The following is a 12,525-nucleotide window of genomic DNA, read 5'->3' as shown; positions in this document are numbered from 1 at the left end:
GAACGATTCACGAATTTCAACTCTCCTGCACACACGCATGCCCACTTCCAGACGCATCCGCAAGGCCGTTTTCCCAGTGGCCGGCTTCGGCACCCGCTTTCTGCCTGCCACCAAGGCGCAGCCCAAGGAAATGCTGCCCGTGGTGGACAAGCCGCTGATCCAGTACGCCGTGGAAGAGGCTTATGCCGCGGGCATCCGCGACATGATCTTCGTGACCGGCCGCAACAAGCGGGCCATCGAGGACCACTACGACACGGCCTACGAGCTGGAAAGCCAGCTCGAAGCCAGCGGCAAGAACGCCCTGCTGCGCATCGCCCGCTCGGTGGCGCCCGAGGACATGACCTGCTCCTACGTGCGCCAGCCGCGCATGCTGGGCCTGGGCCATGCGGTGCTGTGCGCCGAGCATCTGGTGGGCGACGAGCCCTTCGCCGTGCTGCTGGCGGACGACCTGATGGTCGGCCCCGAAGGTGGCGAGGGCGTGCTGTCGCAGATGGTGCGCACCTACAACAACCTCGGCGGCTCCGTGCTGGCCGTCCAGGAAGTGCCGCTGGATCAGGTCAAGCGCTACGGCATCGTGGCCGGCGACGCGATGGGCGACGGCCTGACCCAGGTGCGCGCCATGGTCGAGAAGCCCTCGCCCGAGAACGCACCGTCGCGCCTGGGCGTCGCGGGCCGCTATGTGCTGACCCCCGGTGTGTTCGAGGAGATCCGTCGCCAGCCCAAGGGCGCCGGCGGCGAGATCCAGCTGACCGACGGCATTGCCTCGCTGATGAAGAAGGAAAGCGTCTACGCCTATTCGTACAAGGGCGTGCGCTACGACTGCGGCAGCAAGGAAGGCTTCCTGCAGGCCACCGTCGAACTGGCGCTGGCGCACCCCGAGGTGGGCGGCTTCTTCAAGGACTACCTCAAGAGCCTGCCGCTCTGAGCGGTCTCATCCGCTGGTGATGAACGAAAGGGGCCTCGCGGCCCCTTTCTGTTTCTGGTGGCGTGCGCCGTCTCAGCGGCGCCGGAGTACGTGGATGAACTCCGCGCCCACGGTCTCCTGCGACACCAGCCCGTGGCCGGTCTGGCGCGCGAAGGCCTGGAAGTCACGGGTGGAGCCCGGATCGGTGGCCACCACCTTGAGCAACTGGCCGCTGGCCATGTCGTTCAGCGCCTTCTTGGCCTTGAGGATGGGCAGCGGGCAGTTCAGCCCGCGGGTGTCGATTTCCTTGTCGATGGCGATGTCGGTCATGGGTCTTTATTCCGTGGCGCGGTTCAGGTGGACAGGCCGCGGCGCCGCTCCTCGTTCTCTTCGGCGGTGAAGAACACCGGCTCGTGACCGCGCGTGCGCAGCCAGTCGGCCAGCGCATAGCCGGTGCCGGCGGGCCAGCACTTGAGGTCGGCCAGGTCGTAGAGGCGCCAGTCCACCAGCTCGGGCGAGAGCTTCACCTCGCCCTCGGCCACCACGTGGTAGGCAATGATGACCTGGTTCATGCGCTGGAAGTCGTAGGCGCCTACGATGCCGCAGCTGATCACGTCGAGGTTGGTCTCTTCCTTGACCTCGCGGGCGATGCCTTCGATGGGCGTTTCGCCGGCCTCCATGAAGCCGGTGATCAGCGCAAACATCTTGGGTGGCCAGGCCGCGTTGCGCGCCAGCAGCACCTGCCCGTTGTATTCGACGATGGCGGCCAGCACCGGCGTCGGGTTGTTCCAGTGGGTGTGGCCACAGGCCGGGCAGCGCAGGCGGGCCTTGGGGCCGCCGTCTTCCATCATCTCGATCCATTCGAGCGGCGTGGCACAGGCCTGGCAGAACTTGGGCAGGTTGTTCAAGGACGGGGTCTCCGATGTCGTCGTTATGGTGGTCGTGGGGACGGGGCGAGGGCGGTGCTCAGGCCGGGAACACGCCGGTGGAAAGATAACGGTCGCCGCGGTCGCAGACGATGAAGACGATGGTCGAGTTCTCCACCGTGCGGGCGATCTCCAGGGCCACCCACAGCGCGCCGGCGGCCGAGATGCCGCCGAAGATGCCTTCCTCGCGCGCCAAGCGGCGGGCCATTTCCTCGGCGCTGTCCTGGCTGACGTTGACGACCTGGTCCACGCGCGCGGGGTCGAAGATCTTGGGCAGGTATTCCTGCGGCCACTTGCGGATGCCCGGGATGCGCGAACCCTCCGCCGGCTGGGCACCGACGATCTGGATCGCCGGGTTCTTCTCCTTGAGGAAGCGCGACACGCCGGTGATGGTGCCCGTGGTGCCCATGGCACTCACGAAATGGGTGATGCGCCCGCCCGTCTGCTCCCAGAGCTCGGGGCCCGTGGTCTCGTAGTGGATGCGGGGGTTGTCGGCGTTGGCGAACTGGTCGAGCACGCGGCCTTTGCCCTGCGCCACCATCTGTTCGGCCAAGTCGCGGGCATATTCCATGCCGCCGCTCTTGGGCGTGAGCACCAGTTCGGCGCCGTAGGCCTTCATGGTCTGCGCGCGTTCGATGGAGAGGTCCTCCGGCATGATCAGCACCATGCGGTAGCCCTTGATGGCGGCGGCCATGGCCAGCGCGATGCCCGTGTTGCCCGAGGTGGCTTCGATCAGCGTGTCGCCGGGCTTGATCTCGCCGCGCTCCTCGGCGCGGCGGATCATCGACAGGGCCGGCCGGTCCTTGACCGAGCCGGCCGGGTTGTTGCCTTCGAGCTTGCCCAGCACCACGTTGCCGCGGGCGGCATTGGCAGCGGCCTCGATGCGTTGCAGGGCCACCAGCGGCGTCTTGCCGACCGCGTCTTCGATCGTCGGATAGGAAATGGTCATGGTTCTTGGATGAAAGGCCGGGCGGCGCCGGAACGGCGCACTCGTCCAGGGCACTGTGCCATAATTTTGGGCTGTCTCGACGCTCCGTGCCGGAGTGGTGAAATTGGTAGACGCAGGGGACTCAAAATCCCCCGCCGCAAGGCGTGCCGGTTCGATTCCGGCCTCCGGCACCAACGATTGCGCGTCATGGCCTTTACGGCCCGCGCCCGTCGTTCCAACCAGCGTTGCGCGTTCCCGCCTTCCGGCATCCGCGGCCTGCGGGCTGGTCCTCGTCCGAGGGCACATGCCGGCCCGGCTTTCCAGGGAGCCCGCCTCCCCTCGTACTGCGCCGCATTGACCGATACGCCCGATTCCCTTCCCCCAGCTTCCGGCATGAGCGACCGCCCGACCGCGCCGATGGGTGCTCGCCCCACCGACGAGACCGACGGGTCACGCATGTCTCCCGCCGGCAACACGCCGGACCCGGCCGTCGAATCCGACAGTCCCGCCTCGCTGCGCCAGCGTTTCGGCGAGGCCGCGTCGATGTTCGGCAAGCTCGACACCCGCCCCTTCGACGAGCGCAACCGCCCCACGCCCTGGTGGTCGCGCTGGCTGCGCCGGCGTTGAGCTGCCCCCCTGATCAGCCCGCGCGGCAGCCGAGCACCGCGTCGCGCACCGCCCGCAGCGCCCGGCCGCAGTCGTCGCGTGTGAGCGGGCCGCCAAGGCACAGGCGCAGGGCCTCGGGCGGCATGCGGTCGGTCGAGAAGGCCTGGCTGGCCACGGCCGCGACACCCATCTGCTGCAACTGCTGCGCCAGCTCGGCACTCACGCAGCGGCCTCCCCTGTCTCCCTCATCGCCCTCCAGCGGCAGCCAGGCATGGAAGCCCTGCGGATGCGTGCGCAGGCCGAGGTCACCCAACAGCTCGCGCGCCAGGGCGCTGCGCCAGCTGCATTCGGCGCGCATGGCATCGAGCGCCTGCGCCGCCAGCCCCGAGCCGAGCCAGTGCGTGACCAGGCCAGTGGTCAGCGGCGAGGCCATCACCGTGGTGGCTCGCAGCGCACCCGCCAGGCGCTGCGTGGCGGCATCGGTGGGCGCCAGCACGAAGGCGTTGCGCAGGCCCGCGCCCAGCCACTTGGAAGTGCCGCTCACGTAGTAGGTGAGCGCCGGTGCGAAGTCCGCCAGCGGCGGTGGCACGGCGGGCGCCAGCATGCCGTAGGCATCGTCTTCGATGATGGGCACGCTGTGGTGGGCGGCGATGTCCGCCAGCGCCTCGCGCCGGCCGAGCGACAGCGTGGCCGTCGTCGGGTTGTGCAGGTTGGGGCACAGGTACAGCGCGCCGATGGACGCGCTCTTGCACAGCGTTTCGAAGGACTGCGGCACGATGCCTTCCTCGTCGCACTGCAGCGGCTGCAGCTGCGTGCCCAACTGCGCGGCGATGGCCTTGAGTCCCGGGTACAGCAGCGACTCCACCGCCAGGCTCTGACCGGGCCGCACCAGAAGGCTCAGCAGCGCCAGCAGCACGCTGTGGATGCCCGGCGCCACCAGCGTGTGCTCGGCGCGGGCATGGCCCACCCACTGGCGCAGCCAATGCGCCGCGGCCTCGCGGTCGCGCGGAGTGCCACCGAAGTCCTGGTAGCGCATCAGCTCGGCCACCGGCGTGGCGGCGACGAAGGCGGCGGCCTCTTCCTGCAGCTGCTGACCCACGGGATGGTCGTTCAGCTCCGGCGGCATGTTCATCGTCATCTCGGCGCCGGTGCCGCCGCGCAGCGGCAGGCCGATGAAGGAGCCGCGCACATACGAGCCCAGCCCCGGCCGCGAGGCGATGAGCCCACGCTCGCGCGCCTGCGCGAAGCCACGCACCACCGTCGTGTAGTTCAGCCCCAGCTGTTGGGCCAGATCGCGCAGCGGCGGCAGCCGGTCACGCGGTGCCAGGCGACCGCGCTGGAGGTCCTCCGCGAGCAGGTCGGGAATGAGCTGATAGGCCGGAAGTTCGCTGTGTCTCAGCCGCGCGGCCCAGTGCGAGAAGGGCATGGAGGAATGGCTTTCAGGCGCTCGGAAAGCTCCAAGTAGAGCGCAATACGCCCCCGCCGTGCGGCCGCGGCGCGTGCTTGTTTTGGTGCGTCATGCCATTGATCGGATGCATTGATTGCATCGGTCTGCGGCGCGCTGGTGCATCGGGTCTGGCGGGTTCGCGGCGCCATGCCAGGCCGCCGTCGGGCGCATGCGCGCATGCCCATTGGCTTGATCGGCCATTGATCGGCCAGGCCACCCGGCCAGCGGCCCGTTCCTCGCAAAGAGGCTGGCACCGCAGTGCGATGCGCCGCTTTCTCGAAAGGCCCCGCGCCGCGGCCCCACCCGATCCACCGCCAACCGCAACCGAGGTGCCCATGCCCCAAGTGACCCATCCCGCAGCCCAGAAGGGCGACTTCCTGGTCGACTACGAAGAGAAGGTCTTCGAAGACGTCAAGGCCGAGCCCGGCGAGAAGGCCCTGGTGACCTTCCACACCGTGGCCTTCGAAGGCTCCATCGGCTTCGTGAACCTGCTGCAGGCCACGCGGCTGCAGCGCAAGGGCTTCGAGACCTCGATCCTGCTCTACGGCCCGGGCGTGACGCTGGGCGTCAAGCGCGGCTTTCCCAAGCTGGGCGATTCGGCCTTTCCGGGCCACCAGAACTTCAACGAGCAGATCACCAAGTTCATCGCCGAAGGCGGCAAGGTCTACGCCTGCCGCTTCGCGCTGCAGGCCCTGTACGGCCACGGCGAAGGTGCGCTGATCGAAGGCATTCGCCCCATCAACCCCCTGGACGTGCTCGACGTCGTGCTGCTGCACCGCAAGCAGGGCGCCTTCATCCTCGACACCTGGACGCTCTGAGCGTCGCCCCGGAGCAGCCGATGGCCCTGCCGAAGAAGAAGACCGTGCGCGCCGCCGCCGCGCAGATCGCGCCCGACCTGGACAGCGAAGGCGGCACCCTGGCGCGCGTGCTGGAGACGGTGCACGAGGCGGCCCGACGGGGCGTGGAGCTGATCGTCTTTCCCGAGACCTTCGTGCCCTACTACCCCTACTTCTCCTTCGTGCAGCCGCCGGCGCGCCAGGGCGCCGACCACCTGCTGCTGATGCAGCGCGCGCCCACCGTGCCCGGCCCCATGACCGAGGCCGTGGCCGCCGCCGCGCGGCAGGCCGGCATGGTGGTGGTGCTGGGGGTGAACGAGCGCGACCACGGCAGCCTCTACAACACGCAGCTGGTCTTCGATGCCGACGGCCGCCTGGTGCTCAAGCGCCGCAAGATCACGCCCACCTACCACGAGCGCATGGTGTGGGGCCAGGGCGACGGCAGCGGCCTGAAGGCCGTGGACACGGCCGTCGGCCGCGTCGGCGCCCTGGCCTGCTGGGAGCACTACAACCCGCTGGCCCGCTATGCGCTGATGGCGGACCACGAACAGATCCACTGCGCCCAGTTCCCGGGCTCGCTGGTCGGGCCGATCTTTGCCGAGCAGATGGGCGTGACCATCCGCCACCACGCACTGGAGTCGGGCTGCTTCGTGATCAACGCCACCGGCTGGCTGCACGACGCGCAGGTGCGCCGGCTGATGCCCGACGAGACGCTGCAGGGCGCACTGCGCGGCGGCTGCCACAGCGCCATCGTCTCGCCCGAAGGCAAGTACCTGGCCGAACCGCTGACCGAAGGCGAGGGCCTGGTGGTGGCCGACCTGGACCTGGCGCTGATCGACAAGCGCAAGCGAATGATGGATTCGGTGGGCCACTACGCGCGGCCCGAACTGCTGTCGCTGGCCATCCGCCGCGACGCCGCATCGACCACACGGCCGCTGGCTGCGCCCGAGCCGGCTCTTCTGTCCGACGACATTCCCCTGCCCCCGGAGGCCGCATGAATCCGCAGACAAGACAGCTGATGACCGAACTGCAGACCCGCGGCCTGCGGCTCGAAGCCCCGCAGGCCGGCGCCGCCAGCCGCCGCGGTGGGGCTGGCCCCTCGGACCACAAGGCCGTGACGGTGGACGGCGTGACGCTGATGGTGCCGGTGCACACGCACGGCGCCTTCGACTCGCCCTTCGTCGCCGGCACGCCCGATGCGCAGGGCCGCGCCACCCTGCGCCACGGCACCATCCCGATCGCGCAGCTTAGCTTTCCGAAGGCGCCGCGCTTCTACGGCCGGCAGACGGCCGACGGCATTCCCTACCAGCAGATCGCCACGCTGCACGGCACCGACGTGCTGGCCACCACCGTGCTGCAGACCTGCATCCGCTACGAGAGCCGGCGCAAGGCCTGCCGCTTCTGCGCCATCGGCCAATCGCTGGCGGCCGGCCGCACCATCGCCCACAAGACGCCCGCGCAACTGGCTGAGGTGGCCCAGGCCGCCGTCGAGCTCGACGGCGTGCGCCACATGGTGATGACCACCGGCACGCCGCCCACCCGCGATCGCGGCGCGCAGGTGCTGTGCGACAGCGCCGCGGCCGTGAAGGCGGCGGTCGACCTGCCCATCCAGGCCCAGTGCGAGCCGCCCGACACCGACGCCTGGTTCCAGCGCCTGAAGGACGCGGGCGTCGACACACTGGGCATGCACATCGAGGTGGTGGGCGAGGACCTGCGCCAGCAGATCCTGCCCGGCAAGGCCGAGGTGCCCATGGCCCGCTACTGGGAGGCCTTCGAGGCGGCCGTGGCCGTCTTCGGTCGCGGCCAGGTCAGCACCTACCTGCTGGCCGGCCTGGGCGACAGCGCGCAGACCCTGCTGGCCACCAGCGAGCGGCTGCTGGCGCTGGGCGTGTATCCCTTCGTCGTGCCCTTCGTGCCCATCAGCGGCACGCCGCTGGAAGACCATGCTCCGCCCGGCGCCGACTTCATGCGCTCCGTGCTGGAGCCGCTGGGTGCCATGGTGCGCCAGGCCGGCCTGCGCGCGGCGGACATCAAGGCGGGATGCGGCAAGTGCGCCGCCTGCTCGACGCTGTCGGTGTTCGAGGACGCGGCGGCGCCCCTGGCCGAGGCCGCCTGAGCGCCGGGTCGCCTGATCTCCAGCCCCCAGACCTCCTGACCGCCCGAACACGCCGACAGCGCCAAAGCCAGTCCCTGCCCGAGTCCTCCGCTGAGCCCATCTCATGATCCTCATCGATGCCCAACCCTGGCTCATGCCGGCGCCCCCTGCGTCGCGGGCCGACCACGCCTTCCGCATCCAGTGGGCCAGCCTTCCGTGGATGCAGCGCGAGGCCCTGGCGCTGCGCCGGCGGGTGTTCTGCGCGGAGCAGCGCGTGTTCGACCGAGACGACCACGACGCCATCGACGCGCTGCCCGGCACGCGCACGCTGGTCGCCTGCTCCACGCTGGCCGGCCTGCCGGACGAGGTGGTCGGCACGGTGCGCATCCACGAGGAATCGCCCGGCACCTGGTGGGGCTCGCGCCTGGCCGTTGCGGCGCCCTGGCGGCGGCATGCGCAGCTGGGCACCGGCCTGATCCGCCTGGCGGTGAGCAGCGCCCATGCCCGCGGCTGCCGCGAATTCCTCGCCCATGTGCAGATGCAGAACGTGCCGCTGTTCGAGCGCCTGCACTGGCGGCAGGACGGCGTGGTGGCGGTGCATGGACTGCCCCATGCACTGATGCGCGCCGACCTGCGGCAGTACCCGCCCTGTCACACGCCGGAGGCTGGCTTCGTGCTGGCAGGGAGCCGCGGATGAGCGCGCGCCACATTTCCAAATCCGTTCGCCCTGAGCCTGTCGAAGGGCAGGACGGCGCGCGGCCTGGGCTTCGACGGGCTCAGCCCGAACGGGTTGGGGGCGATCAGCCCGCCCGGCTTCTGCCCCCGCTGCTCACCGCCCTGCGCGCCGGCCGCGGCTTTGCGCACAAGCGCGACATCGCTCGCGTGATGCACTCGCTGAACGACGACGCGCCCCACGCCATGAGCGGCCCGGCGGTCACGCCGACCCACGCACCGACCACCGTCCCCAACGGCGACGACTGCGCCGTGCTGCCGCTGCCGGGCGGCGGCCACCAGCTGCTGGCCATCGAAGGGCTGATGCCCGACTTCGTGCAGCAGCAGCCGTGGTTCGCCGGCTACAGCGCGGTGATGGTCAACCTGAGCGACGTGGCCGCCATGGGCGGCCGGCCCACCGCCGTCGTCGACGCACTCTGGAGCGCCGACGAGGCCACCACGGCCGAACTGCTGCGCGGCATGCGTGCCGCCAGCGCGCAGTACGGCGTGCCGCTGGTCGGCGGTCATACCAACCTGCGCAGCGCCAGCGCGCAACTGGCCGTGGCGGTGCTGGGCCGGGCCGAGCGGCTCATCTCCAGCTTCGCGGCCCGGCCCGGCGACCGCCTGCTGGTCGCCACCGACCTGCGCGGCGCCTGGCAGGGCGACGCGCCCTTCTGGAACGCCAGCACCGCCGCGCCCGCGGCACGCCTGCAGGCCGACCTGGCGTTGCTGCCGCAACTGGCCGAGACCGGGCTGGTCGATGCCGGAAAGGACATCAGCATGGCCGGCGTGCTGGGCACGCTGCTGATGCTGCTGGAGTGCTCGGGCTGCGGCGCACAGGTGCAACTGGAACGGCTGCCCTGCCCCCTGCCCGCCCAGGGCGGGCCGGACTGGCACGAAGACAGCGTCGCCGCCCATGCCGCGCGGCTGCGCTGGCTCAGCGCCTTCCCCAGCTTCGGCTTCGTCCTCGCCGTTCGGCCCGCGCTGGCCGCCCAGGTGCAGGCCCGCTTCGCAGAACACGGCATCGCGTGCGCCGACGTCGGCGAGGTGCAGGCCGGCACGCGGCTGGAGGTGGCGATGGGCGCGGAGCAGGCCTACCTGTGGGACCTGGCCGAGTCGGGCTTCATCCTCGCCGGGCAGGCGACAGCGGCAACGGTTGCAGCTTCAGCTCCGGCTCGCGCCCCGGCGTTGGTCGAGTCCGCGATGGAGCGCCACCATGCCTGAGCGCCAGCAGGTCGCTCAGGCACGCGAGGGCCTGCACGTCGGCCTGGCCATGCACAGCGTGCTGCCGCGCGGCGGCGTGACCCACACGCTGGAGCTGGCAACCGCCCTCGCCCACCAAGGCATCGCCGTGACCGTCTTCGCGCCCGTGGAACCTGGCCAGTCGCTGTTCCGCCCGCTGGACCGACGCCTGCCGCTGCGGCTGCACGCGATCCCCATGCCGCGCCCCACCGGCACGCTGCTGGCCGATCAGGTCGGCGAGCGCATCGGGGCCCTGCGTGCGGCGCTGCCGGCGGCGGCGGCGCGGGCTGGCGTCGATGTGCTGCATGTGCAGGACAGCCTGAACGGCGCCGCGCTGGCGCAGAGCCCGCCGGCCATGCCCTGGCTGCGCACCGTGCATCACCTCGACGACTTCACCGATCCACGCCTGGATGCCTGGCAGGCCATGGCCTGGCAGCGCGCCCGGGCCGTCTGCTGCGTCAGCGACACCTGGTTCGACCAGTTGCGTGCCCGGTCCGAAGCCCCGCCCGTGCACCGCGTCTTCAATGGCGTGGACCTGCAGCGCTTTTGCCCCGGCCCCGTGGCGGAGGATGCCGCCGCCCTGTCGCCGCTGACCGACGCCGGCCTCGACGACGCGCCGCTGCTGCTGGCCCTGGGCGGCGTGGAGGCGCGCAAGAACAGCGCGCGTCTGCTGGGCGCCTTCGCCCGGCTGCGCCGCGAAGTGCCGCAGGCGGCGCACGCCCGCCTGCTGGTGGCCGGCGGTGCCAGCCTGCTGCAGCACGGTGCCGAACAGCAGCGCTGGCAGGCAGCCCTGGCCGACTGCGGCCTGGACGAAGGCGCCGGCCGGCCGGTCTGGCGCACCGGCCCCCTGCCTGATGCGGCCATCACCGCCCTCATGCGCCGCGCCCGACTCCTGGCCATGCCCTCGCTCTACGAAGGCTTCGGCCTGGTGGCGCTGGAGGCGCTGGCCTGCGGCACACCGGTGCTGGTCTCGCGCCGGGCGCCCTTCACCGAACACCTGACCGGCAGCCCCGGCGTGAGCTGGTGCGAGCCGGAGGACGAGGCCAGCGTGGCGCTCGGCCTCGCCCGCGCCTGGACCCAGCCCCGCCTGCCGCAGCCGCCCGCCGTCTGCCACACCCACAGCTGGGCCCGCAGTGCCCGCGCCCATCTGCAGGTCTACCGCCAATGCCTGGCATCGCCCCCCTCTTCCCTCGCCTCCCAGGACCCCACCCCATGCCTGCCATGACCTACACCCTGCGCTGGCCCGACGCCAGCGAGACCACCGCCTACTCACCCTCGCTGGTGATCCAGGACTACTTCGCGCCCGGCCAGGCCTACGCCCTCGACGAATTCCTGCAGAAGCTGCGCGAGGCCACCGGCATTGCCAACGACCGGGTGCGCGCCAAGTTCGGCTTCGCCTGCTCGCGGGCCAGCGACCAGCTGGCGGACATCGAGGCCCGCGTGGCCCGCCACGCCGGCCAGACCGGCGCCCAGGTGCAGGTCGTCGCCTTCGGGCCGGCGGACTGAGCCACGACCGCGCTTCCTCATCCACGGAGAAACCCATGACCGCTTCCACTTCGATCGCCCCGCACTATCCCGTCGTCGTCATCGGCGGCGGCCAGGCCGGGCTTTCGACCAGCCACTACCTTCAGCAGGCCGGCATCGCGCACGTCGTGCTCGAAAAGCACCGCATCGGCCATGCCTGGCGCGACCAGCGCTGGGACAGCTTCTGCCTGGTCACGCCCAACTGGCAATGCCGGCTGCCCGACTTTCCCTACGACGGTCCGGACCCCAAGGGCTTCATGCTGCGCGACGAGATCGTGGCCTACCTGGAGGCCTTCGCCCGCAAATCCCGCCCGCCGGTCATCGAAGGCGTGTCGGTGCAGGGCGTGCGGCGTCATGCCGATGGCGCGCTCGAGGTGAGCACTTCGCTCGGTACCTGCCTGGCCGACCATGTGGTGGTGGCCACGGGCGGCTACGACCTGCCCATCGTGCCCGCCTGCGCCCATAGCCTGCCGCCGGCCATCACGCAGCTGCATTCGGTGGACTACCGCAATCCGGCCCAGCTGCCGCCCGGCGAGGTGCTGGTGGTGGGCTCGGGCCAGTCCGGCGTGCAGATCATGGAAGACCTGCACCTGGCCGGCCGCAAGGTGCACCTGGCCGTGGGCTCGGCCCCGCGCTCGCCGCGCGTGTACCGCGGCCGCGAATCCACCGAATGGCTGCACGAGCTGGGGTTCTACAACCTCACCGTGGACCGCCATCCGCTGGGCGACGAGGCCCGCCACAAGACCAACCACTACATGACCGGCCGCGACGGCGGCCACGAGATCGACCTGCGCCGCTTCGCGCTGGAAGGCGTGCGGCTGTACGGCACGCTGGCCGACATCCACGGCACGCAGGTGAGCTTCCGCCCCGACCTCACGCGCAACCTCGACGAAGCCGACGAGGTGTACTGCAACATCCGCCGCGACATCGACGCCTACATCGCGCGGGCCGGCATCGACGCGCCGGTGGAGCCGCCCTTCCAGAAGGCCTGGGAGCCGGATGCCGACCCGACGCTGCTGGACCTGCAGGCGGCCGGCATCACCAGCATCGTGTGGGCCATCGGCTTCCGCGCCGACTACCGATGGATCGACCTGCCCGTCTTCGACGGCCGCGGCCATCCGCGCTTCCGCCGCGGCGTGACCGCCGAGCCCGGGCTCTACTTCGTCGGCCTGCCCTGGCTCAACACCTGGGGCTCGGGCCGCTTCCTGGGCGTGGCGGACGATGCGCGGCACCTGGTGGAGGTGATCGGTGCACGCATCGCCGCGGCCACAGACATTCGGGAGCCGCTCGCCGAGGCGGCCTGAAC

14 protein-coding genes and 1 tRNA gene are annotated in these 12,525 nt (G+C 70.9%); 11 read left to right on the top strand and 4 right to left on the bottom strand.

The annotated features are described in order from the left end of the window. The first annotated feature begins 37 nt into the window (after positions 1 to 37). Positions 38 to 925, top strand: a complete 888-nt coding sequence (gene galU, locus ACT54X_RS24985; protein WP_294368993.1) for a UTP--glucose-1-phosphate uridylyltransferase GalU — start codon at positions 38 to 40, stop codon at positions 923 to 925. Positions 926 to 997: 72 nt separating this feature from the next. On the opposite strand, the gene ACT54X_RS24980 is transcribed toward galU, so the two are convergent. The 3 genes from ACT54X_RS24980 to cysM all read right to left on the bottom strand — a co-directional run bounded on the left by ACT54X_RS24980 (position 998) and on the right by cysM (position 2,773). After that, the gene (locus ACT54X_RS24980) at positions 998 to 1,234 is read right to left on the bottom strand and encodes a sulfurtransferase TusA family protein (RefSeq protein ID WP_369822454.1); all 237 of its coding nucleotides are present in this window, start codon (positions 1,232 to 1,234) and stop codon (positions 998 to 1,000) included. 23 nt (positions 1,235 to 1,257) lie between these two features. Continuing rightward, positions 1,258 to 1,755 carry an NUDIX domain-containing protein gene (locus ACT54X_RS24975; RefSeq protein ID WP_476349265.1) on the bottom strand — a complete coding sequence of 166 codons (498 nt, stop codon included), beginning with the start codon at positions 1,753 to 1,755 and terminating at the stop codon, positions 1,258 to 1,260. Positions 1,756 to 1,870: 115 nt separating this feature from the next. After that, the gene (cysM, locus tag ACT54X_RS24970; protein ID WP_294369212.1) at positions 1,871 to 2,773 is read right to left on the bottom strand and encodes a cysteine synthase CysM; all 903 of its coding nucleotides are present in this window, start codon (positions 2,771 to 2,773) and stop codon (positions 1,871 to 1,873) included. 94 nt (positions 2,774 to 2,867) lie between these two features. Here cysM and ACT54X_RS24965 point away from each other — a divergent pair. Further along, positions 2,868 to 2,952, top strand: a tRNA-Leu gene (locus ACT54X_RS24965). Between the two features lie 199 nt (positions 2,953 to 3,151). Further along, complete coding sequence (locus ACT54X_RS24960) at positions 3,152 to 3,385, top strand: hypothetical protein (protein WP_294369000.1); 234 nt, start codon at positions 3,152 to 3,154, stop codon at positions 3,383 to 3,385. Between the two features lie 13 nt (positions 3,386 to 3,398). On the opposite strand, the gene ACT54X_RS24955 is transcribed toward ACT54X_RS24960, so the two are convergent. Further along, complete coding sequence (locus tag ACT54X_RS24955; RefSeq protein ID WP_294369003.1) at positions 3,399 to 4,790, bottom strand: aminotransferase-like domain-containing protein; 1,392 nt, start codon at positions 4,788 to 4,790, stop codon at positions 3,399 to 3,401. Between the two features lie 356 nt (positions 4,791 to 5,146). Between ACT54X_RS24955 and ACT54X_RS24950 the strand changes: the two genes are divergently transcribed. From ACT54X_RS24950 to ACT54X_RS24915, 8 genes are all read left to right on the top strand, one after another. Then, positions 5,147 to 5,629 carry an MSMEG_0572/Sll0783 family nitrogen starvation response protein gene (locus ACT54X_RS24950; protein ID WP_017761953.1) on the top strand — a complete coding sequence of 161 codons (483 nt, stop codon included), beginning with the start codon at positions 5,147 to 5,149 and terminating at the stop codon, positions 5,627 to 5,629. Positions 5,630 to 5,649: 20 nt separating this feature from the next. Beyond that, positions 5,650 to 6,645 carry a Nit6803 family nitrilase gene (locus tag ACT54X_RS24945; RefSeq protein ID WP_294369008.1) on the top strand — a complete coding sequence of 332 codons (996 nt, stop codon included), beginning with the start codon at positions 5,650 to 5,652 and terminating at the stop codon, positions 6,643 to 6,645. 20 nt (positions 6,646 to 6,665) lie between these two features. After that, complete coding sequence (locus ACT54X_RS24940; RefSeq protein ID WP_294369010.1) at positions 6,666 to 7,763, top strand: MSMEG_0568 family radical SAM protein; 1,098 nt, start codon at positions 6,666 to 6,668, stop codon at positions 7,761 to 7,763. Between the two features lie 133 nt (positions 7,764 to 7,896). Continuing rightward, a complete protein-coding gene (locus tag ACT54X_RS24935) occupies positions 7,897 to 8,439 on the top strand; it encodes an MSMEG_0567/Sll0786 family nitrogen starvation N-acetyltransferase (RefSeq protein ID WP_294369214.1) in 543 nt (180 codons plus the stop codon). Between the two features lie 119 nt (positions 8,440 to 8,558). After that, positions 8,559 to 9,677 (top strand): sll0787 family AIR synthase-like protein, encoded by a 1,119-nt coding sequence (locus ACT54X_RS24930; protein WP_294369216.1) that lies wholly within the window; start codon positions 8,559 to 8,561, stop codon positions 9,675 to 9,677. Beyond that, on the top strand, positions 9,670 to 10,920 hold the full coding sequence (locus tag ACT54X_RS24925) for an MSMEG_0565 family glycosyltransferase (protein ID WP_294369012.1): 1,251 nt from the start codon (positions 9,670 to 9,672) through the stop codon (positions 10,918 to 10,920). The genes ACT54X_RS24930 and ACT54X_RS24925 overlap by 8 nt, the downstream gene beginning before the upstream one ends. Beyond that, positions 10,908 to 11,201, top strand: a complete 294-nt coding sequence (locus ACT54X_RS24920) for an MSMEG_0570 family nitrogen starvation response protein (RefSeq protein ID WP_476349239.1) — start codon at positions 10,908 to 10,910, stop codon at positions 11,199 to 11,201. Before ACT54X_RS24925 ends, ACT54X_RS24920 begins: the two co-directional genes overlap by 13 nt. 35 nt (positions 11,202 to 11,236) lie before the next feature. Beyond that, entirely contained in the window at positions 11,237 to 12,523 is a 1,287-nt protein-coding gene (locus ACT54X_RS24915) for an MSMEG_0569 family flavin-dependent oxidoreductase (RefSeq protein ID WP_476349237.1), read from the top strand. Positions 12,524 to 12,525 lie beyond the last annotated feature (2 nt).

Source organism: Pseudacidovorax sp. DMC4 (genome assembly GCF_056314265.1).
The sequence above is the reverse complement of the archived record's forward strand: the minus strand, read 5'-3'. Positions and strand labels throughout refer to the sequence as shown.